This window comes from Roseobacter sp. FCG-D35 (assembly GCF_033436665.1).
Taxonomy (GTDB): Bacteria; Pseudomonadota; Alphaproteobacteria; order Rhodobacterales; family Rhodobacteraceae; genus JAWQFO01.
Genome location: NZ_JAWQFO010000005.1, coordinates 260,031 through 283,888, shown reverse-complemented (window position 1 = coordinate 283,888; position 23,858 = coordinate 260,031). Strand labels below are relative to the sequence as shown.

Below are 23,858 nucleotides of genomic sequence, written 5' to 3'. Positions count from 1 at the left end.
CCCCGGCGCCCTTGTCGTCAGTTTGACGCGGCATCCTTGTCCAGTCGCTCCAGAAAGGCCTGCGCCGCCGCCGCGGCCACGCAGTCACCCGCCGCGACGCGGCCGCCGTACTCGGCCAGGAGCTCCCGGGCCCGGGCTGTCTCGAGCACGGCCAGAAGCGACCGGCGAACCTCCTGTTCGAACCAGAATCGCGCCTGGCCGGTCCGCGTCTTGTCCCAGTGCCCATTCTCGCGACGCCAGTCGACAAGCGTACCGATGGTGTCCCAGACCTCGCGCAGGCCATCGTCCTCGAGCGCCGAAACCGTCATGGCCTTCGGGAACCCTTCGGGATCCTGCGGTCGTTTGCGCAGCAGTCGCAGGGCGCCTGCGTAATCCGCGCAGGTTCGTTTCGCCGCTGCGCGCAGGTCACCGTCGGCCTTGTTGACCACGATCAGGTCCGCGATCTCCATGATTCCGCGCTTGACCCCCTGCAACTCGTCGCCGCCGGCGGGCGCCAGCAGCAGCACGAAGATGTCCGCCATCTCCGACACGACGGTCTCGGACTGGCCGACGCCTACGGTTTCGATCAGGATCAGGTCAAAACCCGCCGCTTCGCACAGCGCCACCGCCTCGCGCGAGCGGCGCCCGACGCCGCCCAGGTGCGACTGGCTCGGCGATGGCCTTATGAAGGCGCCCGGGTCGCGCGACAGCCGGTCCATCCGGGTCTTGTCGCCGAGGATCGAGCCGCCCGAGCGCGACGAGGACGGATCGACGGCAAGCACGGCCACGCGCTTGCCCGCGCCGGTCAGCATCATCCCGAAGCTCTCGATGAAGGTCGACTTGCCGACGCCGGGCGTGCCGGACAGCCCGATGCGCAGCGCCTGCCGGTCCTTGGGCAGCGCGTCGAGCAGGGCCGCAGCCTGTTCGCGGTGGTCGGCGCGCGCGCTTTCGACCAGCGTGATCGCCCGCGCCAGCGCCCGCCGCTCGCCCTTTGCCACGCGCTGCGCGAGATCCTCGATGTCCATGCGTTGGTCCTTCAGCATCGCTTGGTTGTCCGGCAGGCCCCGGCAAAAGTCCAGTGCTTGGCGCGGCGCGGGCGAATGGCTAAGGAAAGGCATGTCCCCCGCCCTGCCCATCGACGCTGTTCTGACCGACCTGATCGCCGCGCTGCACGACCGGGGCCGCGCCGTCCTGCAGGCTCCACCGGGCGCGGGCAAGACCACGCGCGTGCCGCTTGCGCTGCTGGACGCGGGCCTGACGCAAGGGCGCATCCTGATGCTCGAGCCGCGCCGTCTAGCCGCGCGCGCCGCGGCCGAGCGCATGGCGCAGACGCTGGGCGAGCGACCGGGCGAGACGGTGGGCTACCGGATCCGCGGACAGTCGAAGACCGGGAAGACTACGCGCATCGAGGTCGTGACCGAAGGCATCCTGACGCGGATGCTGCAGGACAGGCCCGATTTGCCCGGCGTCGGCGCAGTGATCTTCGACGAGTTCCACGAACGCTCGCTGAACGCCGATCTCGGCCTCGCGCTCTGCCTCGAGGTCGCCGGGGCGCTGCGCAACGACCTGATCCTCATGGCAATGTCCGCCACCCTCGACGCCGCGCCGGTTGCGGCGTTGATGGACGCGCCGATCGTCACGTCCGAGGGCCAAAGCCACCCGGTCGAGATGATCTGGCTTCCGAAGCCGCTGCCCAAGGACACGCGGATCGAGACGGCCACCGCCGATCGCGTGCGCACGGCGCTTGCCGAAACATCGGGCAGCGCTCTGGTCTTTCTGCCCGGCGAGGCCGAGATCCGGCGCACCGAGGCGCTGCTGCGTGGCGATCTTCCTGCCGGGTGCAGCCTGCACCCGCTTTACGGCGCTATGGATTTCAAGGCACAGCGCACGGCCATCGCGCCCCCCAGATCCGGGCGCAAAGTGGTGCTGGCGACCGCCATTGCCGAAACCTCGCTGACCATCGAAGGGGTCCGCATCGTCGTCGATGCCGGGCGCGCAAGACGCGCCGAGTTCGACCCGGCCTCGGGCATGTCGCGGCTGATCACCACCGTCGTCAGCCGCGCCGAGGCGACCCAGCGCGCGGGACGCGCGGGCCGGCTCGAACCCGGCGTCTGCTACCGTCTCTGGACCCGCGGGCAGGACGGTGCGCTGCCTGCCTATCCCCCCGCCGAGATCGAGGTGGCCGATCTCACAGGTTTCGCGCTCGAACTCGCGGTCTGGGGCGCCGAGGCTGACGACCTGTCGTTCCTGACCCCGCCGCACGCAGGCCGGCTGGCCGAGGCGCGCGCGGTGCTGGAGATGCTCGGCGCGCTCGACTCTGGAGGGCGCGTGACGGCGCATGGCCGCGACCTCTCGGCCCTGCCGCTGCATCCGCGACTGGGCCACATGCTGACGCGCGGCGGAGCCGATGCCCCGATGGTGGCCGCACTGCTCAGCGAGCGTGACCCGCTGCGCGGAGTCTCTGCTGATCTGTCCCTGCGCGTCGAGGCCCTGCGCGATCCGGCGCGTTTCCGACGCGCGCACGGGCACGAGCCGCACGAGGCGACGCTGCACCGGGTCCGGGACGAGACAAAGCGGCTGGCCCGGCAGGCCAAGGGGCCACGGCGCCCCTTGGGCGTGATGGCAGCACTCGCCTATCCCGACCGGGTCGGAATGCGGCGTGCGGGCGATGCGCCACGGTACGTCCTTTCGGGCGGAAAAGGCGCTGTGCTGCCCGAGGGCGACGCGATGGCGCAAGAGGCGTTTCTGGTCGCCACCGATCTTGACGGCAACCCCCGAGAGGCGCGCATCCGGCAGGCGGCACGGCTGAGCGAGCCCGAGCTGCGCGACACTTTCGCAGACCGGACCGCCTGGCACGAGGTATGCGCATGGTCGCGACGCGAGCAGCGCGTGGTGGCGCGCCGGCAAGAGAGGTTTGGGGCGCTGGTGCTCCAGGACCGAAGTTGGCCCGACGCGCCGCCCGACGCCGTCGCCCGCGCGATGCTCGACGGGGTGCGCCAACTCGGTCTGCGCCTGACACCAGCCGCCCGACGACTTGCCGAACGGGCGAAACTGATGCGCACCGCGGACCCCGAGTTCCCGGACTTCGACGACGCGCACCTTCTGGCAACGCTCGAGGATTGGCTTCTGCCCTATCTCACGGGCGTCATCAGTGCGGCCGACTGGAAGGCGTTCGATCCGCTCGACGCGCTGCGGGCGCGGCTCGACTGGGACCAGCAGCAGGCGCTCGACCGGGCCGCGCCCTCGCATTTCGAGACGCCGCTGGGACGTAGGGTTCCCATCGACTATGCCGATCAGTCTCCCGGCATCGCGCTGCGCCTGCAGGAGATGTTCGGGGTGACCCGGCACCCGCAAGTCGCAGGACGCCCCTTGCGCATCACCCTGCTGTCCCCGGCCCAGCGCCCGGTGCAGGTGACCGAAGACTTGCCCGGCTTCTGGGCGTCGTCCTATGCCGACGTGCGCAAGGACATGCGCGGACGCTACCCCAAGCACCCGTGGCCCGAGGATCCGACTGTCGCCGATCCGACCCTGAGGGCCAAACCACGCGGCTGACCCGGTCCACCGGGTCTTAACCGCGCCTTCACCACAATCTGCTTGACTGGCCGCGGGATGTCTTGCCGCGAAAAAATGCGGCAGATCGAGGACAGGCAGCCATGCAGGATCACGCGATACGGGCGCGCGACGCTCTCGGCGCCTCGCTTCTGGGCCTCTGGCGGCGCGTCACGCCCGAGCGCGCCGCGACCGGGATCGCGGCACTCTGCCACCGCTCCGACCGGGCCGGGCCGCGCGTGCTGCTGGTCACCAGCCGCGACGGGGGGCACTGGGACGTGCCGCGCGGTCCGGCCGACCCGGCGCGATCCGAAGGGTTGTGCGCTCTTTACCTCGCTTGGCAGGCCGCCGGCGTACTCCACGGCCACGTGCGCAACCTGCCGTTGGGCATCCTGTCCGACGCGCCTCAGCGTCCCGGCGCGGCGAATGCGCCGGTGCGGGCCAGCCTCTACCTCGTCGATGTATGCGAACTGGCACCCGACTGGCCCGAGGCCGCTGACCGCGAACGCCGCTGGTTCACGATCGATGCCGCGGCACAGCGCGTTCCCGGCCCTGTGCTGAAACGGATGATCGGACGGCTGTGACCGCGGGCGCTCAGACCCCCAGGCAGTAGCGCATGATCGCCTTCTGCGCATGCAGCCGGTTCTCGGCCTCGTCGAAGATGACCGAGTTCGGACCGTCCATCACCTCGCTCGTCACCTCGTCGTCGCGGTGCGCCGGCAGGCAGTGCATGAACAGCGCATCGGGCTTGGCATGCGACATCAGCTCGGCATCGACGCGGTAGGGGCGCAGCTGGTTGTGACGCCTTTCCCGCGCGGACTGCGCATCGTGCATCGAAACCCAGGTGTCGGTCACCACGAGGTCCGCTCCCGCGACCGCCTTCTGCGGATCGCGCTCGATTTCGATCGTCGAGCCCTTGCCGCGCGCGAACTCGACCCACTCCTTCTCGGGGTCGAGCGTCGCGGGGCCGGCGAAGGTCAGGTCGAACCCGAACTGCCCGGCGGCATGCAGGAACGAGGCGCAGACGTTGTTGCCGTCGCCCGACCATACCACCTTCTTGCCCTTGATCGGCCCGCGATGCTCTTCGTAGGTCAGCACGTCGGCCATGATCTGGCAGGGGTGGGTCCGGTCGGTCAGCCCGTTGATCACCGGCACCGTCGCGAACTCGGCCATCTCGGTCAGCACCGCCTCGTCGAAGGTCCGGATCATGATGAGATCGACATAACGGCTCATCACCCGAGCTGTGTCGGCGATGGTCTCGCCGTGGCCGAGCTGCATGTCCTGACCGGACAGCACCATCGTCTCGCCGCCCATCTGGCGCACGCCCACGTCGAACGACACGCGGGTTCGCGTCGAGGGTTTCTCGAAGATCAGCGCGACCATGCGCCCCTCGAGCGGCAGGTCATCGTCCGGCGCGCCACGCGTGCGGCCCTTGCGCGCCTCTTTCATGGTCGCGGCGCTGTCGATGATCTGCCGCAGGTCCTGCGGCGCGGTGAGGTGGATGTCGAGAAAATGGTTCATGTCGCTTCGTCTTTTCGATCGTGCAGGGACCCGGCGCGCCGGGCGCGATGGTGTCAGGCGGCCTTCACGGCAGTCGCCGCAGCGTCGAGCCGCGAGATCGCCTCGGCGATCTCGTCCTCGCTGATGTTGAGCGGCGGCAGCAGGCGGATCACGTTGTCGGCGGCGGGCACCGTCAGCACCAGCGCGTCGTAACCGGCGCTGACGATGTCGGTGTTCGCCGCCTTGCACTTGATGCCCAACATCAGGCCCGATCCGCGGACGCTCTCGAAGACCTCGGGGTGTTCGGCAATCAGCCCTTCGAGCTTCTGCCGGAACATCCCCGCCTTGCGATTGACCGCGTCGAGAAACGCCGGATCGGCCACCTCGTCCAGAACCGCGCGGCCTACCGCGCAGCCCAGCGGGTTGCCGCCGTAGGTCGAGCCGTGCGTGCCGAGCACCATGCCCGAGGCCGCCTCTTCGGTGGCCAGAACCGCGCCGATGGGAAAGCCGCCACCGATGCCCTTGGCGACCATCATGATGTCCGGCGACACGCCCGCCCATTCATGTGCGAAGAGCTTGCCGGTCCGCGCCACGCCGCATTGCACCTCGTCGAAGATCAGCAGGATGCCATGCTCGTCGCAGAGGTCGCGCAACCCTTTCAGGCACTGGTCCGGAACCGGCCGGATGCCGCCCTCGCCTTGCACCGGTTCGATGAGGATCGCGGCGACCCTGTCGTTGATCGCCGCGTTCAGCGCGTCGTGGTCGGCGAAATCGAGATGCACGAAGCCCGGCAGCAGCGGCCCGAACCCCTTGGTCATCTTTTCCGAGCCGGCAGCGGCGATCCCCGCCGAAGAGCGTCCGTGGAAGGATCCCGAGAAGGTGAGAATGTCCGTCCGCTCAGGCTGACCTTTCTCGAAGAAGTACTTTCGCGCCATCTTGACCGCGAGTTCACAGGCCTCGGTGCCGGAGTTGGTGAAAAACACCGTGTCGGCGAAGCTCAGGTCGATGAGCGTCTCCGCCAGCGCCTGCTGCTGCGGAATCTGATAGAGGTTCGAGGTGTGCCAGAGCGCATTCGCCTGGTCCGTCAGAGCCTTGACCAGCGGCGGATGCGCGTGGCCCAGCGCGTTGACCGCGATGCCGGCCCCGAGATCGAGAAAGCGTCGCCCGTCCGCCTCGATCAGCCACGCGCCTTCGCCCTTGACGAAGCTGAGCGGCGCCCGGGCATAGGTGGGAAGCAAGGCAGGGATCATCGGTCGGTCCTTTCGATGCAGGCCGGCGGTGGAAGCACGGAACGTGCATGAGCCTTTCCGGCGGGTCAACAGAATTCAGGGTCTCGGGAAGGGCGAAGCGCACGGCGGTCGTGCGCAAAAGATGAGCGGTCGCTTAGGCGCGGTTGCCGGGGCGTCGTCGAAGCGTAAAGGGGTGCGTCGTGCTCATGAGATCGCTTTAGCGCATGACAACGCGCAAGGGAAGCGCTTCCCGCAGGCGGCATCCTCGGCATTGAGGCGCGCGGTGACGCCGCGTTTCTTGCGGGACGACAATGGCGCGCCGTATCCGGCTTGTAACTCCGCGTCGGGTGGCTAGAATGATGCACCGTTGAAATTGTGGAAGCGGCCCCTGCGACGGGCCGCTTTTGAATTGGGGAATCGCCGATGTCCTGGACTGACGAACGTGTGGAACTGCTCAAGAAGATGTGGAGCGAGGGCCAGTCGGCAAGTCAGATCGCCAAGGAACTGGGCGGCGTCACCCGCAACGCGGTGATTGGCAAGGTACATCGCCTGGGCCTGTCGAACCGGGTCGGCTCGACCGGGGCCGCGGCGCCGGCCGCCAAGCCCAAGGCGGCCCCCAAGAGCGAGGCGAAGCCGAAGGCCGCGCCGAAGCAGGAAGCGCCCAAGCCGGCCCCTGAGGAAGAGGACAGCGCCGAACCCGCGCCGAAACCGACGCTGCCGGCGCGCAAGCCGATCATCCCGGCCGGCCAGCCGCTGCCGCCGCAGCCCTCTCCGAACGAGATCAGCCCCGAAGCACTGGCGAAGGTGAACGAGATCGAGAAAAAGGCGAAAAAGCTCGGACTGATGGAACTGACCGAACGGACCTGCAAGTGGCCGGTCGGCGATCCCGCGACCGAGGATTTCTGGTTCTGCGGCCTGCCGGTGCAGCAGGGCAAACCCTATTGCGAGGCCCATGTCGGCGTCGCCTTCCAGCCGATGTCGTCGCGCCGCGACCGCCGCCGCTGACCGCGGTGTAACACCGAAACAAGCGAAGATGAGTTGCCTCCGGCGCAGGCGCGTGGTTTTTCTGCCGCGACCCTGACGCCCCAAGCGAGGCCACGCCCATGCCGACGATCCGCGCCGCCGACGCGCTTGCCCGCCGCCTTCATGCCGCCGGCTGCCGCCACGCCTTCGGGATGCCGGGCGGCGAGGTTCTGACCCTCGTCGATGCGCTCGAAAGCGCGGGCATCCGTTTCCATCTTGCCAAGCACGAAAACGCCGCGGCCTTTATGGCCGAAGGCGCCTGGCACCGCACCGGCGCGCCCGGCATCCTTGTCGCGACGGTAGGGCCGGGCGCGCTGAACGGAGTGAATGCGGTTGCCAACGCGCACCAGGACCGGGTGCCGCTGATCGTGCTGGCGGGCGCGGTCGACCCCGATGAAGTCCAGACCTACACCCACCAGGTGCTTGACCAGCAGGCCGTGTTCCGCCCGATCACCAAGGCCAGCTTCGCGCTCGTCGAGGGGGCCGCGCATGTCATCGCCGACAAGGCGCTGGCGATCGCCACCGAAGGCCGGTCCGGTCCGGTGCATATCGACGTGCCGATCAGCGTGGCAGATGCGCAGGTGCCCGACGCGATCCCGCCCCACCGAAGGCCCGCAGTTTCCGTGGCCCCGGTTGGCGCGGATCTCGACACGGCGCGCGCCTGGCTGGGCGAAGCGCGGCGCCCGGTGATGATCGCCGGTCTCGACGCCGTCAACGAAGGCGCGGGCGACGCGCTGCGCGCCTTTGCCGAGCGCCACGGCGTGCCGGTGATCACGACCTACAAGGCCAAGGGCCTGCTGCCCGAGGATCACCCGCTGGCCCTCGGCGGCGCAGGCCTCTCACCCAAGGCAGACCGGCACCTGCTGCCGTTTCTCGAAGCCGCCGACCTGATCCTCTGCGTCGGGTACGATCCGATCGAGATGCGCACCGGCTGGCGCGATCCCTGGTCGCCCGACACCACGCGTGTCATCGACGTGACCGCCGAACCCAATCACCACTACATGCACCAGTCCAGCCTCAACATTATCGCCTCCTGCGCGCCGACGCTCGCGGCCCTTTCCGAAGGCGTCGCACCGGTCGAGACATGGCCCGGCGGCGACATTGAGACCTTGAGGCAAGCCCTTGGCGAGGCCTTCCCCGCCGATGAGGACTGGGGCCCGGCGTCCATCATCGACACCTGCCGCACCGCGCTGCCGAAAGACACGCTGGCCACCGTGGACAGCGGCGCGCACCGCATCCTTCTGTCGCAGATGTGGCGATGCCAAGAGCCGCGCGGGCTGATGCAGTCCTCGGCGCTCTGCACGATGGGCTGCGCCCTGCCGCTGGCGATTGGGGCCAAGCTTGCCTCGCCCGATCGTCCGGTGGTCGCTTTCACCGGCGACGCCGGGTTCCTCATGGTCGCGGGAGAACTCGCCACGGCGCGCGAACTGGGTCTTGCCTGCATCTTCGTTGTCTTCGTCGACGCCTCGCTCGCGCTGATCGAACTGAAACAGCGCGGACGCCAGATGCCCAACCGCGGCGTCGATTTCGATCGCCACGATTTTGCGGCGATGGGCCGGGCCTTTGGCGGCGAAGGGCACACGGTGACCAGCCGCGCCGAGTTGCGCGATGCGCTCAATGCGGCGCAGACCTCGGACACGTTCACGGTCATTGCCGCACAGATCGAACGGGGAGCTTACGATGGCCGCATCTGACACGCCAGGCGCGCTTGACGGGCTGTTCGTGCTCGACCTCACGCGGATCCTCGCCGGGCCGACGGCGACCCAGCTTCTGGGGGATCTTGGTGCGACGGTAGTCAAGATCGAGAACCCGGCGACCGGCGGGGACGACACCCGGGGCTGGGGTCCGAATTACGCGCGCGACGCCGACGGCAAGGTGACGGACCTCTCGGCCTACTTCATGGCCGCCAACCGCAACAAGCACTCGGTGGCCGTCGACCTGTCGACCTCTGCGGGTCAGGAGGCCGTGCGCCGGCTTGCTGCGCGCGCCGACGTGGTGATCGAGAACTACAAGCCCGGCGGGCTGAAGAAATACGGGCTCGACCACGAGACATTGCACGCGGCGTATCCGGGCCTCGTCTACTGCTCGATCTCCGGCTTCGGCCAGACTGGACCGAACCGCGACAAGCCGGGGTACGACCTGATGGCGCAAGGCTACGGCGGGATCATGTCGCTGACCGGGGACCCCGAGGGCGCGCCGATGAAGACCGGGGTCGGCATTGCCGACGTGATGTGCGGGATGTACGCCACCGTGGGCATCCTCGCCGCCCTGCGGCATCGCGACGCGACGGGCGAGGGCCAGCATATCGATCTTGCGCTCGTCGACGCGCAGATGGCCTGGCTGATCAACGAGGGCACGAACTACCTGACCTCGGGCAAGGTGCCGGAACGCCGCGGCAACGCGCACCCCAACATCGTGCCCTACGACGCCTTCGCCTGCGCGGACGGGCACGTTCTGGTCGCAGTCGGCAACGACGCGCAATTCGCACGGTTCTGCGACGCGATGGGCCTGCCCGAAATCGCCTTGGACACGCGGTTTCGCACCAACCTCGGACGGATCGAGAACCGCGACGCGCTGATGGAGCATCTGCGCCCGTGTCTGTTGCGCTTCGACCGCGCGGACGTCACTGCCCGGCTCGAAGCGGTCAAGGTGCCCGTCGGGCCGATCCACGACGTGGCCGAGGCGCTGGGCTCGGACCAGGCGCGGGCGCGTGGTGCCGTGATCGAAGTTCCGGCCGCAGGCATGAGGGATGGCGCGGTTCGCCTGCTGGGCAACCCGCTCAAGCTTTCGCGCACGCCCGTCACCTACCGCCGTCCGCCGCCGCGCTTCGGCCAGGACACCAAGGCGGTTCTCCACCCCGAGCCTGCGTCGGAGAACGACGGGCGCTGAACGGCGCGCGCCTGCCTTTCGCAAACGGCTGATGAAAGCGCCACGGCGCTGAAATAATTAGGCATTGAAGACACGCGGCTTCACGTTGGCGTGTTGCTGCCTACGCCGCGCTAGGTCCTCCGCAGATATGAGCTAAACCGAACTTGTTGATTGGTTGGGAGGCACGTCCGGATGATGCACGATATCTGCCGCAGCCCGGTCTCGGTGTCCTCGCCCGAGGCACTCGGGCACTGGAATGCACTTGTGCTGGCGTTTCTTGCGCATGGCTCCGAGACGCCGGAACATCTCGGCAGACTTCTGAAGGCCGATCCCCAGCTCGCAATGGCCCACGCCGCGCGCGGGCTCTTCTCGTTGATGCTGGGCCGCGCCGAGATGATCCCCGTCGCTCGCGAGGCCCTGGCGGCCGCGCACAAAGCCACCGCGGCACGCGGCGCGAACCGGCGCGAGCGCGCCTGGATCGCGGCACTCGACCATTGGCTCGACGGGCGACCCGGTGCCGCAATCCAATCCATCGAGGATACACTGGACCGGGACCCGGGCGACACGATTTCGGCCAAGGTGTCACACGCCATCCGTTTCATTCTCGGCGACAAGGATGGCATGCGCCGCTCAATCGAGCGGGTGCTGCCCGCGCATGACGCCGATCACGCCTGCCGCGGCTACGCGCTGGGGTGCCACGCTTTCGCGCTGGAAGAAGCCGGAGAGTACGCCGCGGCCGAGACGACGGGCCGCGAGGCGCTCGTACATGCGCCCGACGATGCCTGGGGGCTGCACGCGGTTGCCCACGTATATGACATGACAGCCCGCCCGAGCCTCGGCATCCGGCTCATCGAAGATCACGCGACGGCCTGGTCGCATTGCAACAACTTCCGCTACCACGTCTGGTGGCACAAGGCGCTGCTGCATCTCGACCGCGGCGAATGCGACGTGGCGCTCGGCCTTTATGACTCCCAGGTGCGCCGCGACAAGACCGACGACTACCGCGACATCGCCAACGCCACCTCGCTGCTCATGCGGCTCGAACTCGAAGGGACCGAGGTCGGTCGGCGCTGGGAAGAGCTTGCCGATCTTGCCGAAAAACGCACCGGCGACGGCTGTCTCGTCTTCGCGGACCTGCACTACATGCTGGCGCTGGCCGGCGCCGGACGCGACGATGCGCAGGGCGACATGGCCGCGCGCTTCGCCCGTGATGCCGCGAAGCCCGGAGAGATGAACCGGCGCGTCGCCGATCCCGGGCAGGCGGCGCTTGCCGGTCTGAATGCCTTTGCCGAAGGCCGCTACAGCGCGGCCTTCGCCGATCTTCTTGCGGCGCGCCCGTCGATGCAGAGCATCGGCGGAAGCCATGCGCAGCGCGACGTGTTCGAAAGGATCACCATCGATGCCGGCCTGCGGGCCGGTCAGCACGACAAGGCCGAACAGGTGCTGAAGGACAGGCTCGGGCGCCGCGGCGGCCACGAGGACCGGTTCACGGCAACCCGCTTTGCGCGCATTGACGGACTCAGGCGCATTCCCGCGCAGTAGGGATGCTCACCGATGACAGCCCGCGCCGCATTGACTAGAGACCGGCCATGACGCTTGCCGAGTCCGCAGACATGACCACTTCGACCTCCCAACCGACCAGTATCACTGCACAATCGGTTGCCCGCGTGCGCGATCCACGCCTCGATTTCTTTCGCGGCATCGCGATGTTCATCATCCTCGTTGCCCACACGCCGCAAAGCTGGTTCCCGCTGTGGATCCCGGCCCGCTTCGGATTCTCGGACGCCACCGAGATCTTCGTCTTCTGCTCCGGCATGGCCTCTGCCATCGCTTTCGGATCGGTGTTCCGCAACCGCGGTTGGTGGATGGGCACGGCGCGCGTCGCGTTCCGGTGCTGGCAGGTCTACTGGGCGCATATCGGTCTGTTCCTGGCCGTGGCCGGGGCCGTGGTGCTGATGAACGCGGCCGAGCTGACCGACCGCGACTACGTGGCGCAACTGAACCTCTACCATTTTTTCAAGGACACGATGCCGAACCTCGTCGGGCTTCTGACGCTGACCTATGTGCCCAACTACTTCGACATCCTGCCGATGTACCTCGTCGTTCTCGCGATGATGCCCGTCGTGATCGCCTGCTACCGGGCGCACCCGCTTTTGGCATTGGCTCTTGTCGGGCTGGTCTGGTTCGGCGCCCAGATCGACCTGCTGGCCATGCCGGCCGAGCCCTGGTCGGATCGCGAATGGTTCTTCAACCCCTTCGGCTGGCAATTGGTCTTTTTCACGGGCTTCGCCTTCATGGCCGGCTGGCTTCCCGCACCGCCGCGCGACCGGCGGCTCTTCGCCCTGGCCGTTGTCATCGTGCTCGCCATCGTGCCGCTCGCCTACTACCGGATCATCGGCGACGTGCCCGAGATCCGCGCCTGGCGCGAGGCCAACAGGGTGCTGATCGCCAAGACGGATTTCGGCATCCTGCGCTACATCCACTTCCTTGCGCTGGCCTACGTCTGCTGGATGGCCGTCGGAGAGGCAGGCCGGCGCATCCTGCCGCCCGAGGGGGACGGGGCCCTGGCGCAGGTCTGGCGCACGGTCCTGGCCTGGATCATGAAAGTCGGCCAGCAGTCGCTTGCCGTCTTCATCACCTCGATGTTCATCGCCCGCATCCTCGGGCTCGCACTCGACGTGCTCGGGTCTAAATCGGCCTTCAACCAGGTGCTTGTTCTCGTGACCGGGTTCGCCGTTCTGATCGTCGTCGCCTACGGCGTCGGCTGGTTCAAGCTGCAACCCTGGCGCCGCAAGACGGAGACGACATGATACGCCGAGAGTTCCTGTCCACCCTTGCCGCCCTCGCGCTCTCGCCGTTGAGTGCCCGCGCACAGGAGGCCGGCGAACCCGGCCTGCAACTTGGCGCTTCCGAGCCCTTCGATCCGCAAAGCGTGGTCGAGCGCGCCCGGGCGATGGCGGCCGAAGAGTACCAGCCGCGGCCGCAAATCCCGGAGAGCTGGGTGTCGCTGAACTACGACCAGTATCGCAGCATCTGGTTCGACAGCCGCAACGCCCTTTGGGAAAACACCGACACGCCGCAGCGGGTCGATGTGTTTCCGCCGGGCCTCTACTTTCCGCAGGCCGTGGCCCTCTACTCGGTCGAGGGTGGCATCGCCCATGAGGTGAAGTTCGACCTTGGCGTCTTCGACCGGACCGACCAGTTCCCCGAGGTCGAGATCGACGGGACGCTGGGCTACTCCGGGCTTCGCCTGCGCGCCGAGCTGGAGAAACCCGGCGTGTTTCAGGAATACGCGGTGTTCCAGGGGGCGAGTTACTTTCGGGGGATCGGCACCGGCGAGATCTACGGCCTCAGCGCGCGCGGTCTCGCACTCGACACCGGCGAGGCCGATGGCGAAGAGTTCCCGGACTTCGTGGCCTTCTGGATCGAGCGCCCGGAGCCGGAGGCGACCTCGGTCGTCTTGCACGCGCTGCTCGACAGCCCCAGCTGTACCGGGGCCTACCGCTTCGACATCACGCCCGGCGACACGCTGCGCATGGGCATCTCGGCGACGATCTTTGCGCGCACCGAGCTTTCGCGGATCGGGATCGCGCCGCTGACTTCGATGTTCCTCTTCGACGAGACGATGCGGGGTCGCTTCTCCGACTTCCGCCCTGCGGTGCACGACAGCGACGGGTTGCTCATTCACACCGGTTTTGGCGAGGTGCTCTGGCGGCAACTGGCAAATCCGCTCACCCTGCAGTTCAGCGCCTTCGTCGACAACAACCCGCGCGGCTTCGGCCTGATGCAGCGACCGCGCAAGTTCAGCAACTACAACGATCTCGAGGCGCTCTATCACAAGCGTCCGTCGGCCTGGATCACGCCGCAGGGCGATTGGGGACCGGGGGCGGTGGTGCTGGTCGAGATTCCGGCCGACAAGGAAATCTACGACAACATCGTGTGCTTCTGGCGTCCGGCCGAGCCGGTCCCGGCGGGCGGAGAGTTGAGCCTGCGCTACACGCTCGATTGGGGCGATGCGCCCTCCCCGACCGGCGACCAGCCGCTTCGGGCTGTGCACACTGCAATCGGCGGACATTTCGGCGGCGGAATCGTCGCCGCGATCGACTTCGAGACCTCGGCGCTGGTTCCCGAGGACCTGTCACGGATCGAGCTCTCGCTCCGCGCGAGCAAGGAATCGCTCACGCATCAGGCGGTGCAAAGAAACCCGGAAACCAATGGACCTCGGATCACGTTCACCTTCGACCCCGGCGAGGAAGATCTGATCGAGTTCCGTGCACAGCTGCGTCTCGACGGAGCGGCCCTTAGCGAGGTCTGGCTCTACAGGTGGACGAAATCATGACAAAGGTCCTTCGAGACCCTGAAACGACGATGACGATGATGCCGCCGCGCGCCCCGCTGGAGATGCGCGCGCAGGATCTCGGCAGCAAACCTGCGGCCAGCCGTCCCGACGCGGGACCGCAGCGCCGGTCGCGCGCGGCACGGGTCGCGGTCTTCGGACCGGCGCTCTTGGGCACGTCCCTGTTGATCTACGGCCTCTACGGCTGGCTCTCGGACGCAGGCATGACGGGGCTCGAATGGGCGCTTCTGTCGATGATCGGGATGACCTTCGTCTGGGTCACGCTCTCGGTCAGCACCGTCGGCGTCGCCGTCGCCGGTCTGCTCGCACGTGAGAACGATCGGACGCAGGGCAATGCCGACGTTGCACCTCTCGACGTGGCGCTGCTGGTGCCGATCTACAACGAGGTGCCGTCGGACGTGTTCGGCAACGCCTCGGCGATGCTGAAAGACCTCGCCCGTCGCGCCGGGGTTCATCGCTACACGCTTTACGTTCTGTCCGACACCCGCGACGAACAGATCGCGGAACAGGAGCAACGGGCCTTCGCCGAGCTGCGGGCCGGCGCCCCGGCGGATATGGACGTGCATTATCGGCGCCGGGCCGACAATGCCGACAAGAAGGTCGGCAACCTGCTCGACTGGATCACCGGCTGGGGCGCGCGGCATGAGGCGATGCTGGTGCTCGACGCCGACAGCCTGATGACCGGCCGCTGCATCGAACGCCTCGCGAACGAGATGAGCCGGGATGACGATGCCGGCCTGATCCAGAGCTTCCCGATGCTGATCGGGGCGGACACGCTGTTCGCCCGGATGCAGCAGTTCTCCAACGTCGCCTACGGCTGGCTGCTGGCCGAGGGCCTGGCCTTCTGGTCACGCAGCGAAGGCAACTACTGGGGCCACAACGCGATCATCCGGATCCGCGCCTTTGCCGAATCCGCCGGGTTGCCGCACCTGCGCGGGCCGCACGGGCGCGAGGACTTGATCCTCAGCCACGATTTCGTCGAGGCGGGGTTGCTGCGCCGCGCCGGCTGGCGCGTGCGCTTCCTGCCACGCGTGTCGGGCAGCTACGAGGAAACACCCGGAACGCTGATCGATTACGTCCTGCGCGACCAGCGCTGGTGCCGGGGCAACCTGCAGCACCTGCGCCTGCTTGGCACCGCGGGTCTGCATCCGGTCTCGCGCTTTCACCTCTTCCACGGCGCGGTCTCCTACCTGCTGTCCCCGGCGTGGTTCATTCTGCTGGTGATCTGGAGCCTGCTTGGCAAGAGCGCAGAGACCAACGTGATCCGCTACTTCAACGAGGCCAACCCGCTGTTTCCCGACTGGCCGCCCGAGATGAGCCACATCGACTCGGCGGTCTTCCTCGTGATCATGTACGCGATGCTCCTGACACCCAAGCTGGTCGCCGCGGGCATCATCGCGGCACACCCGAAGGCGACGCGGGTGTTCGGCGGGCGTGCGCCCTTCCTCGTCGCGGTCTCGTTCGAGGTATTGCTGTCGGTGCTTTACGCTCCGATCCTGATGATCCAGCAGACCCGCGCGGTCTTGCGCGCAGCACTTGGGACACAGTCCGGCTGGAATGCCCAGGCGCGGCACGCCGAGGCCTATCCCCTCGCCACGCTGCTGCGCTTTCACTGGGTCGAGACGGTGCTGGGCGCCGTTCTGCTGGCGGGCCTGCTCTCGGGGCTGGTGTCGCTCTGGCTCATTCCGATCGCGCTCAGCCTCTGCCTTGCCGTGCCGCTTTCGGCGCTGAGCGCGTTGCCCGTGGCGCAGGCACTGCCTGCAAGCCTGCGCATGAACAGCCCCTGCACGATCCGGGAACCGGCGGTGGTGTCGCGGGCGCGCGACGAACGCAGGCGGATCGACACCTTGCTGCGCGTCGCCGCGGAGTAAGTGATACGGGATTTGCGGACGGGAGTACCCGCCCGTCTGTCAGCCTTGATCGTGCACCGGAAGACCGCTGCGCAGCCAGCCCGGGCCGGCACCCGAGCCCAGCATGCCTTCCGGCACATCGCGCACGTTGTCAAAGCCCGCAGCGCGCAGGCGGGCGGTCAGGCGCCTGGAGCGGACGCCGCGCGCACAGATCAGGGCAATCTCGCGCGACGTGTCGCCATCGGCCAGCTCTTCCAGAGCTTGGGTGAAGTCGTCGCGGCGCATGTCGAGCGGGACGGCCCCGGCGCCAATGCCGGTCGCCCTCCACTCGTCCGGACGCCGGATGTCGACCAGCAGCAGGGTGCCTGCGGTCGCCGCCGCATGGGCCTCTGTCACCGACAGCCCACCTTCCGGATCGGCAAACACATTGAACCATTGCAGGGCGCCAAGGCCTGCGACGGTCACCGCCGCGGCCCCGCCCAACAGGACAGCCCGCCGCCCGGCTCGGGCGGCGGGACGTGGCCTTGTCGCGGGTCGCGGGCCCGTCAGGGCTCAGTCCGCCGGGGCGCTGCTGGAGAATTGCGGGATCGGATTCTTCGAGGCGCCTTCCCCCTCGATGCCGGGCCAGTTGCCTTCGGCGAGGTTGATGTTGCCCGGGATATCCTCTTCCCAGAAACCGACCACGTTCTCGGTGATGTTGAGATAGAGCTTGCCGTCGACGATGCGCCAAAGGTTCGGGTTGCCCGGCACCTTGCCGCCTTTCGAGACGCCATAGGCGCAATGGCCGTCATACTGCGGCACGAAGGCCTCGGGGTCGGCGTCGAAGCGCGCCTTGTTCTCGGGTGTCGAGAAGGCGAAGGTGGCGCCGTTGTATTCCGACACGATGTCCTTGTCGCCCGGGACCGCCTGCGGCTGGGCCTCGCCCACCGAATTCTGCTCGAGATCGAAGTAGGCCACCACGTCGTAGCCCGACACGGCATAACCCGTATCGTCGAGATATTGCGGACCCGCGATCGCCGAGGCGGCCAGAGTCAGGGCCGTCGCGGATGCAGCGATGAGAAGGGGAAAGCGGTTCATGGCGAACTCCGATGTTCGGTTTCTGGTCCGCTTCATCTAGGCACAGCACAGAGCGTCGCGCAGCAGTCTTGCCCACCTCTCGCGCGGTTGTGAGCCTGCGCGCACCGCCCGTGATGCGTTCGTGACGGACCCGTGCCGATAGGGACCGATTATTTCAGGATCGGAGGTTTCGCGGGGTCGCTCCCGGGCGCTGAAGCTGTCGATTGTTGCAATCCGACCGGCTGCGGCAGGTCGAACCGCAGCCCGACACGGGCCAGTCTTCCGATCACCGGATGCGCGGCATCGAAAAAGCCGACGTCCATTTCCCCTGCATCGATGCCCGAGAAGGTCAGCGCGGCCGACGCGGCGCGCGCCAGCGCCTCGTGTGCTGCGGGGGCGGCGCCGACGAAAGCCAGCAGATGCCCGCGGCTGCCGTCTGCGCGCTCTGCCGCGACCAGCCAGGCACATTGCGCAAGACCCGTGGCGCTGGCGAGACGGGCGTCGAGAGCCGTCACGAGACTATCGGGCAAACCGCCGGGCGCATGAACCGCCGTGATGCGCGCCTCGACCTCCCGAGGTGCGTTCCCCAGCGTATCATGCAGCCAATCGATGGCCGTCGCCGGCAGCAGTATCGAAGAGGCCGCGACGTCGAGATTGAGTGCCATACCGATCCCCTGGCCCGCGAGCATTCCGGCGATCGCGCGGCCCGAGAGGGCAACATAGGGCGCCGGACCGCCTGCAGCATGCGCAAGCCGGTGCTCGCGATCGAAGACCCGCACGTACCGGTCGTCACCTGCCTCGAAGAGGTTTGGTGACACTTGGTCGCCCTCTGGCGAGGCCTCGAGCCACAAGAACAGCTCGGCCGCCGCGAGCCGGTCGAAAAAGCTCAGGCGCGCCGCGCCGTCCTGTGGCGCGGCCTGCATTTCGGCATGCGCTCGGTCGAGTGGGGTGTGGTCAGTCATTCATGGCGTCCGTCACGCGGCGGCGCAGTTCGGGCAGGATCTCGGCCTCGAACCACGGGTTTCGTTTCATCCACCCGGTATTGCGCCAGCTCGGGTGAGGCAAGGCGAAGATGCCGGCGCCATGTGCCTGCGCATCCCTCACGGCCTCGGTCACCGGCATCTTGCGCCCCAGGTGCCAGGCGATCGAGTAGCCCCCGATCAGAAGTGTCAGGCGCAGATCGGGCAACATGGCAAGCGCCTGGGCGCGCCAGGTTTCGGCGCAGACCTTCGGCGGCGGCAGATCAGACCCCTGGGCATCGTAGCCCGGAAAGCAGAAGGCCATCGGCACGATGGCGACCCGGCCGCGGTCGTAGAATTGCGCTTCGTCTAGCCCGAGCCAGTCGCGGAGCCTTTTGCCGGAGGGGTCGGTGAACGGCTTTTGCGAAGCATGAGCGCGGGCACCGGGCGCCTGGCTTGCGATCAGAAGGCGCGCGCCGGGATCGAACCAGACCACGGGACGCGGCGCATGCTCCGTCGCGGTCACGGCGAACCGATCGCGACAGATCGTGCAATTGCGCAATTCGGGCCGGATGTCGTGCATGCCCGATACCTAGTCTTGTGCGCCTCGGCAGAAAAGGTCGCTAGATATTTCGAAACTTTTCGAAATAAGGACTTGCGCGCCCCAGATCGCTTCGATATTTCTAGAATCATGAAAATGATTAGCCCCGAGAACCTCGACCTCACGATTGCTGCCGCGCAATTCGCGGCGCTGGGCTCGGAACAGCGCCTCGGCGTGTTGCGCACGCTGGTGCGGGCCGGGCCGGAGGGCCTGAGCATCGGCGAGCTCGGCGCGCGTTCGGGCGTGTCGGGCAGTACGCTGACCCACCACATGAAGATCCTCGCCTCGGCCGGGCTGGTCACGCAGGCCCGCCAGGGGCGCAGCATCATCTGCGCCGCCGTCGCCTACGCTGACGTCCGCGCGCTGTCCGAATTCCTTCTCACCGAATGCTGTGCCGACCGCGCGGCGCCCTGCGAGGATCACTTGCATGACTGACCTGTCACACTCCGCCGCCCGCGCCGTGACGCGCCGCCTTCGCTTCAACGCCTGGTGGGTCACGATTGCGCTGCTGGCGGCGTTGGCGTTGCTAGACACCGCCGCCATCGGACCCACGGTCGCCTTCACCGCACGCGCGCTTCTGCACACCGCGCCTTTCATCGCCTTCGCGGTCCTCGCCGTGGCTTATCTCAAGGCCTCAGGGGCCGAGCGGTTGCTGTCGCGCGCCTTCGAGGGGCGCCAAAGCCGGATGATCCTCATGGCCGCGCTTCTGGGCGGGCTGTCACCCTTCTGCAGTTGCGAGGTCATTCCCTTCATCGCGGCCCTGCTCGCGGTCGGCGCGCCGCTCTCGGCGGTCATGGCGTTCTGGCTCGCCTCGCCGCTGATGGACCCGGCGATGTTCGCGATCACATCCGGCACGCTCGGCTTCGATTTCGCGCTGGCCAAGACCGTCGCGGCGGTGGGCCTGGGCCTGCTGGGCGGTTTCGGCACGATGGCGATGGCCCGGACGCCGGTCTTTGCGGATCCGCTGCGTGAACGGCCCGCGATCGGCGGCTGCTGCGGCGTGCGCAAGCCCTTCGAGGGGGCGCCGGTCTGGGCTTTCTGGAAGGAAGACGCGCGGCGCGAGACCTTCCGCGACACGGCGCTCGACAATGCGCTGTTCCTGACCAAGTGGCTGACGCTCGCCTATGTCATCGAGGCGCTGATGCTGCGCTACGTGCCCGCCGACCTGATCGCCGGCGTGCTTGGCGGCGAGGGCGTCACGCCGATCCTGCTCGGCGCTCTGGTCGGAGCACCGGCCTATCTCAACGGTTATGCTGCCGTTCCACTGGTCGACGCGCTGCTCGCCCAGGGCATGGCGCAAGGCGCGGCGATGTCCTTTGTCATCGCCGGCGGCGTAAGCTGCATCCCGGCAGCCATCGCGGTCTGGGCTCTGGTCAAGCCGCGCGTGTTCGCGGCCTACCTCGGCTTCGCCTTCGTGGGATCGATCCTGGCAGGGCTTGCCTGGCAGGTCATCGCCTGACCGACCCGCGGCCTCTGAAAAGACCGGGACACAACGCCGGCGCGAACCTGCCAAGCCATGCGGACACGCGGTCGTTTCGCAGCGTTCCGCATTGTACATTTGTCTAAAATCCGGACATAATGTGGCCAAACTCGGAAGATAATCCGCAATAACAACCCCAGAGCGGTCGCCTGCCAGGGGTGGGCACAGAGGGCACGGCCGGAGCAGGTGATGCTTGAGTTCGAGAATGTCTCCAAGTCCTTCTGGACCGGGACGCAGCACAAGGTGATCCTCGACAAGGTCTCCTTTCGCGTCGATCTCGGCAATTCGCTTGGCATCCTCGCCCCCAACGGCACCGGCAAGACCACCCTCGTCAACATGATCGCGGGTCTGGAAAAGCCCGACGAGGGCGAGATCCGGCGCGGCTGCAACATTTCGTTTCCGCTCGGGTTCATGGGCGGCGTCAGCACCCGCGTTTCGGCGATGGAGAACGCACGCTACATCGCGCGGCTCTACGGGCTCGATCCCGACTACGTCGAGGCCTACTGCCGCTGGCTGTGCAACCTCGAGGAATATTTCGACCAACCCGTCGGCACCTATTCGTCGGGCATGCGCGCGCGGTTCTGCTTTGCGCTGATGCTGGCGCTCGATTTCGACATCTATCTGATCGACGAAGGCATGCCTTCCACGACGGATGTCGAGTTCAACCGGCGCGCCGCACAGATCCTGGCCGAGCGGCTCGAGACCACGACCATCGTCATCGTCTCGCACCAGGCCGAGGTGCTGGAGAAATTCGCGCGCACCGCCGCTGTCATGCTCGACGGCAAGCTGCACATGTTCGACACCTTGGAAGAGGCGAAGAAACTCTATGACTACGAAACCCAAGGCTAGGAAATTCCGCATCCGCCGCTCGGCCGAGCCCGCAGCGACATCGGCGGACCCCCAGCAGGACCCGTTGCGCCTGCGGCTGGCGGCCAGCGACGCCAGCGCCGCGGCGGTGCTCGAACGCCGCGCCCGGATGCAGTCGAGTGGCGACGCGCCGTCCGCGAAACCCGCCGCGGATGCACCCAAGCCCGGCAGAACCGCGCCTGAACCGTCAGCCAAGCAGGATCGAACCGAAGCTGCTGCGTCTCAGCCGGACGCGCCCAAAACAGCCCGGCCGGATCTCGACATGGAGCAGATCCGGCAGGAGGGCCTGACCGGACGCCAGCTGCGCATGGCCCGGCGCGTGGCCCAGAAGCACGGAATGAACCCGACGTCGGATTTCGACGCGGTGCGCCTGCTGCGGATGCGCGGCATCGACCCGTTCCAGCGGTCCAATATGCTCGAACTCGTGGTGCCGCGTGACCCGGAGGGTCGCGAACAGGCTTCTGGCGCGGAACCGAAGGCCGACACAATCCAGTTGCCGCAGACGGTGCCGCAAGGTGGCGAGACGCTGCCCTCGACCGAGCTCAGCCCGATCGAACGGCGCAACCGCCAGATCTCGGACATCCAGCGCGACATCACGCGCAGGCGCCGCCGCAAGGTCGCCCTTCTGTGCGCACGCCTGGCCTTCTTCGTGTTCCTGCCGACCTTCGCCGCGGGATGGTATTTCTACAAGATCGCCACGCCGATGTTCGCCACCAAGTCCGAGTTCGTGATCTTGCAGGCCGACAACCAGGGCGGCACCGGGCTGGGCGGGCTGTTGTCCGGAACCCAGTTCGCCACCAGCCAGGACAGCATCGTCGTGCAGTCCTACCTGCTGTCGAAGGATGCCATGCTGCGCCTCGACGAGGACGAGGGATTCACCGCGCATTTCAGCCAGGAGGCGATTGACCCGATCCAGCGCCTCGAACCCGATCCGTCCACGGAACAGGCCTACGGGGTCTACGAGAAGAACGTGAAGGTCGGCTACGACCCGACCGAGGGCGTGCTGCGGATGGAGGTGATCGCCGCCGACCCGGTGGTCTCCGCGCAGTTCTCCGAGGCTCTCCTGTCCTACGCCGAGCAGCGCGTGAACGACCTGAGCCAGCAGAAACGCGGCGACCAGATGGCCGACGCCGAGGCCAGTTTCGCCAAGGCCGAGGCAGAGCGCCGCGCAGCCCAGGAGGAACTGGTCAACCTCCAACTCGAGGGCGCGACGCTCGATCCCGAGGCGGTGATCGCGGGCCTGCGCTCGCAGATCAACAGCATCGAGCTGCAACTGCAAGAGAAGGAATTGCAGCTCTCGGCCCTGCTCGACAACGCGCGGCCGAACCAGTCGCGGGTCGACGGCGCGCGCGCGGACGTGCGGCGGCTGAACGAGATGCTCGAGCAGCTCAATGCCAAGATGACGGACGTGAGCCAGGGCGAGAACTCGCTTGCGCAACTGTCGGTCCGCATCCAGATGGCCCAGGCCGACCTCGCGACGCGTGACATGATGCTTCAGTCGGCGCTGCAGCAGATGGAACAGACCCGGATGGAAGCCAACCGGCAGGTGCGCTACCTGACCACCAGCGTGCGCCCGGTGCCGCCGGAAGAGGCGACCTACCCGCGCAAGTTCGAGAACACCTTGCTGGCCTTCCTCGTCTTCGCCGGTGTATACCTGATGATCTCGCTGACTGCGTCGATACTCAGGGAACAGGTGACGTCATGACGGATGTAACGGTCAAAGAGCTGACCATCGGAAACACCCGCCCGCTGACCGTGATCGCGGGGCCCTGCCAGCTTGAAAGCGCTGATCACGCGCAGATGATCGCGGGCACGATGAAGGAGGCCTGCAACAAGGCGGGCGCGCAGTATGTCTTCAAGGCCAGCTACGACAAGGCCAACCGCACCTCGCTGTCGGGCATTCGCGGTCCCGGAATGGATGAAGGGTTAAAGATCCTCCAGTCGGTCGGGCAGTCAATCGGCGTGCCGGTTCTGACGGATGTCCACAACGAGGCGCAATGCGCGCTGGCCGCCGAGGCGGTCGACATCATCCAGATCCCCGCCTTCCTGTCGCGCCAGACCGACATGCTGCTCGCCGCCGGAGAGACCGGCGCGGTAATCAACGTCAAGAAAGGCCAGTTCCTCGCACCCTGGGACATGCCGAATGTCGTCTCCAAGATCGAGAGCACCGGCAACAAACGCATCCTTCTGACCGAGCGCGGCACGTCCTTCGGCTACAACACGCTGGTGGCCGACATGCGGTCGCTGCCGCAGATGGCGCAGACCGGCTACCCGGTGGTGATGGACGCCACGCATTCCGTGCAGCAGCCCGGCGGCAAGGGCGGCTCGTCCGGTGGCCAGCGCGAATTCGCGCCGGTCATGGCACGCGCAGCCGTGGCCGTCGGGGTGGCATCGGTGTTCATCGAGACCCACGAGGATCCGGACCGTTCGCCTTCGGACGGCCCGAACATGATCTACCTGCGCGACATGCCGGCGCTGGTCGAGACCCTGATGCAGTTCGACGCGCTGGCCAAGGCCAACCCGCTGTCGCCCTGATCCCT

Annotated in this window: 21 protein-coding genes; 14 read left to right on the top strand and 7 right to left on the bottom strand. The window is 67.4% G+C overall.

Going from position 1 to position 23,858, the window contains the following annotated elements; all coding sequences use genetic code 11:
* Positions 1–17: 17 nt before the first annotated feature.
* On the bottom strand, positions 18–1,004 hold the full coding sequence (gene meaB / locus R5H30_RS14105) for a methylmalonyl Co-A mutase-associated GTPase MeaB (protein WP_318329139.1): 987 nt from the start codon (positions 1,002–1,004) through the stop codon (positions 18–20).
* A 91-nt stretch (positions 1,005–1,095) separates the two neighbouring features.
* Between meaB and hrpB the strand changes: the two genes are divergently transcribed.
* Entirely contained in the window at positions 1,096–3,531 is a 2,436-nt protein-coding gene (gene hrpB / locus R5H30_RS14100) for an ATP-dependent helicase HrpB (RefSeq protein ID WP_318329097.1), read from the top strand.
* 101 nt (positions 3,532–3,632) lie between these two features.
* Positions 3,633–4,112, top strand: a complete 480-nt coding sequence (locus R5H30_RS14095; RefSeq protein ID WP_318329096.1) for an NUDIX hydrolase — start codon at positions 3,633–3,635, stop codon at positions 4,110–4,112.
* A 10-nt stretch (positions 4,113–4,122) separates the two neighbouring features.
* Here the strand turns inward: R5H30_RS14095 and argF are convergent, their stop codons facing one another.
* Both argF and R5H30_RS14085 read right to left on the bottom strand, forming a co-directional pair.
* Positions 4,123–5,049, bottom strand: a complete 927-nt coding sequence (gene argF, locus R5H30_RS14090; RefSeq protein WP_318329095.1) for an ornithine carbamoyltransferase — start codon at positions 5,047–5,049, stop codon at positions 4,123–4,125.
* 53 nt (positions 5,050–5,102) lie between these two features.
* Positions 5,103–6,278 (bottom strand): aspartate aminotransferase family protein, encoded by a 1,176-nt coding sequence (locus tag R5H30_RS14085; RefSeq protein ID WP_318329094.1) that lies wholly within the window; start codon positions 6,276–6,278, stop codon positions 5,103–5,105.
* 402 nt (positions 6,279–6,680) lie between these two features.
* Here R5H30_RS14085 and R5H30_RS14080 point away from each other — a divergent pair, with 402 nt between their 5' ends.
* The 7 genes from R5H30_RS14080 (at position 6,681) to mdoH (ending at position 16,376) form a co-directional block, all read left to right on the top strand.
* Positions 6,681–7,262 (top strand): GcrA family cell cycle regulator, encoded by a 582-nt coding sequence (locus R5H30_RS14080; RefSeq protein WP_318329093.1) that lies wholly within the window; start codon positions 6,681–6,683, stop codon positions 7,260–7,262.
* A gap of 98 nt (positions 7,263–7,360) precedes the next feature.
* Positions 7,361–8,974, top strand: a complete 1,614-nt coding sequence (locus R5H30_RS14075) for a thiamine pyrophosphate-binding protein (RefSeq protein WP_318329092.1) — start codon at positions 7,361–7,363, stop codon at positions 8,972–8,974.
* Entirely contained in the window at positions 8,961–10,169 is a 1,209-nt protein-coding gene (locus tag R5H30_RS14070) for a CaiB/BaiF CoA transferase family protein (protein WP_318329091.1), read from the top strand. Before R5H30_RS14075 ends, R5H30_RS14070 begins: the two co-directional genes overlap by 14 nt.
* A gap of 171 nt (positions 10,170–10,340) precedes the next feature.
* Positions 10,341–11,690 carry a tetratricopeptide repeat protein gene (locus R5H30_RS14065; protein WP_318329089.1) on the top strand — a complete coding sequence of 450 codons (1,350 nt, stop codon included), beginning with the start codon at positions 10,341–10,343 and terminating at the stop codon, positions 11,688–11,690.
* 47 nt (positions 11,691–11,737) lie between these two features.
* Entirely contained in the window at positions 11,738–12,958 is a 1,221-nt protein-coding gene (locus tag R5H30_RS14060) for an OpgC family protein (RefSeq protein ID WP_412105141.1), read from the top strand.
* Complete coding sequence (locus R5H30_RS14055; protein WP_318329086.1) at positions 12,955–14,487, top strand: OpgD/OpgG family glucan biosynthesis protein; 1,533 nt, start codon at positions 12,955–12,957, stop codon at positions 14,485–14,487. The genes R5H30_RS14060 and R5H30_RS14055 overlap by 4 nt, the downstream gene beginning before the upstream one ends.
* Positions 14,484–16,376: a glucans biosynthesis glucosyltransferase MdoH gene (gene mdoH, locus R5H30_RS14050; RefSeq protein WP_318329085.1), complete on the top strand. Its 1,893-nt coding sequence runs from the start codon at positions 14,484–14,486 to the stop codon at positions 16,374–16,376. The genes R5H30_RS14055 and mdoH overlap by 4 nt, the downstream gene beginning before the upstream one ends.
* A 39-nt stretch (positions 16,377–16,415) precedes the next feature.
* Here mdoH and R5H30_RS14045 read toward each other — a convergent pair whose 3' ends face one another.
* The 4 genes from R5H30_RS14045 to R5H30_RS14030 all read right to left on the bottom strand — a co-directional run bounded on the left by R5H30_RS14045 (position 16,416) and on the right by R5H30_RS14030 (position 18,953).
* Complete coding sequence (locus R5H30_RS14045) at positions 16,416–16,820, bottom strand: rhodanese-like domain-containing protein (RefSeq protein ID WP_318329084.1); 405 nt, start codon at positions 16,818–16,820, stop codon at positions 16,416–16,418.
* Positions 16,821–16,907: 87 nt separating this feature from the next.
* A complete protein-coding gene (locus tag R5H30_RS14040) occupies positions 16,908–17,432 on the bottom strand; it encodes a YHS domain-containing (seleno)protein (protein WP_318329083.1) in 525 nt (174 codons plus the stop codon).
* 149 nt (positions 17,433–17,581) lie between these two features.
* A complete protein-coding gene (locus R5H30_RS14035) occupies positions 17,582–18,373 on the bottom strand; it encodes an SseB family protein (RefSeq protein ID WP_318329082.1) in 792 nt (263 codons plus the stop codon).
* The gene (locus tag R5H30_RS14030) at positions 18,366–18,953 is read right to left on the bottom strand and encodes a uracil-DNA glycosylase family protein (RefSeq protein ID WP_318329080.1); all 588 of its coding nucleotides are present in this window, start codon (positions 18,951–18,953) and stop codon (positions 18,366–18,368) included. Before R5H30_RS14030 ends, R5H30_RS14035 begins: the two co-directional genes overlap by 8 nt.
* 108 nt (positions 18,954–19,061) lie before the next feature.
* Here R5H30_RS14030 and R5H30_RS14025 point away from each other — a divergent pair, with 108 nt between their 5' ends.
* The 5 genes from R5H30_RS14025 to kdsA all read left to right on the top strand — a co-directional run bounded on the left by R5H30_RS14025 (position 19,062) and on the right by kdsA (position 23,853).
* Positions 19,062–19,406: an ArsR/SmtB family transcription factor gene (locus tag R5H30_RS14025; protein WP_318329079.1), complete on the top strand. Its 345-nt coding sequence runs from the start codon at positions 19,062–19,064 to the stop codon at positions 19,404–19,406.
* Positions 19,399–20,430 (top strand): permease, encoded by a 1,032-nt coding sequence (locus R5H30_RS14020; RefSeq protein WP_318329078.1) that lies wholly within the window; start codon positions 19,399–19,401, stop codon positions 20,428–20,430. Before R5H30_RS14025 ends, R5H30_RS14020 begins: the two co-directional genes overlap by 8 nt.
* Before the next feature lie 210 nt (positions 20,431–20,640).
* On the top strand, positions 20,641–21,300 hold the full coding sequence (locus R5H30_RS14015; protein WP_318329077.1) for an ABC transporter ATP-binding protein: 660 nt from the start codon (positions 20,641–20,643) through the stop codon (positions 21,298–21,300).
* Complete coding sequence (locus R5H30_RS14010; RefSeq protein ID WP_318329076.1) at positions 21,278–23,023, top strand: KpsE/RkpR family capsule polysaccharide export protein; 1,746 nt, start codon at positions 21,278–21,280, stop codon at positions 23,021–23,023. The genes R5H30_RS14015 and R5H30_RS14010 overlap by 23 nt, the downstream gene beginning before the upstream one ends.
* Positions 23,020–23,853 carry a 3-deoxy-8-phosphooctulonate synthase gene (gene kdsA / locus R5H30_RS14005; RefSeq protein WP_318329074.1) on the top strand — a complete coding sequence of 278 codons (834 nt, stop codon included), beginning with the start codon at positions 23,020–23,022 and terminating at the stop codon, positions 23,851–23,853. Before R5H30_RS14010 ends, kdsA begins: the two co-directional genes overlap by 4 nt.
* Positions 23,854–23,858: the final 5 nt, after the last annotated feature.

Coding starts and splice junctions, on each gene's coding strand:
- meaB (WP_318329139.1), bottom strand. CDS start 1,004: ATGGACATCGAGGATCTCGCGCAGCGCGTGGCAAAGGGCGAGCGGCGG.
- hrpB (WP_318329097.1), top strand. CDS start 1,096: ATGTCCCCCGCCCTGCCCATCGACGCTGTTCTGACCGACCTGATCGCC.
- R5H30_RS14095 (WP_318329096.1), top strand. CDS start 3,633: ATGCAGGATCACGCGATACGGGCGCGCGACGCTCTCGGCGCCTCGCTT.
- argF (WP_318329095.1), bottom strand. CDS start 5,049: ATGAACCATTTTCTCGACATCCACCTCACCGCGCCGCAGGACCTGCGG.
- R5H30_RS14085 (WP_318329094.1), bottom strand. CDS start 6,278: ATGATCCCTGCCTTGCTTCCCACCTATGCCCGGGCGCCGCTCAGCTTC.
- R5H30_RS14080 (WP_318329093.1), top strand. CDS start 6,681: ATGTCCTGGACTGACGAACGTGTGGAACTGCTCAAGAAGATGTGGAGC.
- R5H30_RS14075 (WP_318329092.1), top strand. CDS start 7,361: ATGCCGACGATCCGCGCCGCCGACGCGCTTGCCCGCCGCCTTCATGCC.
- R5H30_RS14070 (WP_318329091.1), top strand. CDS start 8,961: ATGGCCGCATCTGACACGCCAGGCGCGCTTGACGGGCTGTTCGTGCTC.
- R5H30_RS14065 (WP_318329089.1), top strand. CDS start 10,341: ATGATGCACGATATCTGCCGCAGCCCGGTCTCGGTGTCCTCGCCCGAG.
- R5H30_RS14060 (WP_412105141.1), top strand. CDS start 11,738: ATGACGCTTGCCGAGTCCGCAGACATGACCACTTCGACCTCCCAACCG.
- R5H30_RS14055 (WP_318329086.1), top strand. CDS start 12,955: ATGATACGCCGAGAGTTCCTGTCCACCCTTGCCGCCCTCGCGCTCTCG.
- mdoH (WP_318329085.1), top strand. CDS start 14,484: ATGACAAAGGTCCTTCGAGACCCTGAAACGACGATGACGATGATGCCG.
- R5H30_RS14040 (WP_318329083.1), bottom strand. CDS start 17,432: ATGAACCGCTTTCCCCTTCTCATCGCTGCATCCGCGACGGCCCTGACT.
- R5H30_RS14035 (WP_318329082.1), bottom strand. CDS start 18,373: ATGACTGACCACACCCCACTCGACCGAGCGCATGCCGAAATGCAGGCC.
- R5H30_RS14030 (WP_318329080.1), bottom strand. CDS start 18,953: ATGCACGACATCCGGCCCGAATTGCGCAATTGCACGATCTGTCGCGAT.
- R5H30_RS14025 (WP_318329079.1), top strand. CDS start 19,062: ATGAAAATGATTAGCCCCGAGAACCTCGACCTCACGATTGCTGCCGCG.
- R5H30_RS14020 (WP_318329078.1), top strand. CDS start 19,399: ATGACTGACCTGTCACACTCCGCCGCCCGCGCCGTGACGCGCCGCCTT.
- R5H30_RS14015 (WP_318329077.1), top strand. CDS start 20,641: ATGCTTGAGTTCGAGAATGTCTCCAAGTCCTTCTGGACCGGGACGCAG.
- R5H30_RS14010 (WP_318329076.1), top strand. CDS start 21,278: ATGACTACGAAACCCAAGGCTAGGAAATTCCGCATCCGCCGCTCGGCC.
- kdsA (WP_318329074.1), top strand. CDS start 23,020: ATGACGGATGTAACGGTCAAAGAGCTGACCATCGGAAACACCCGCCCG.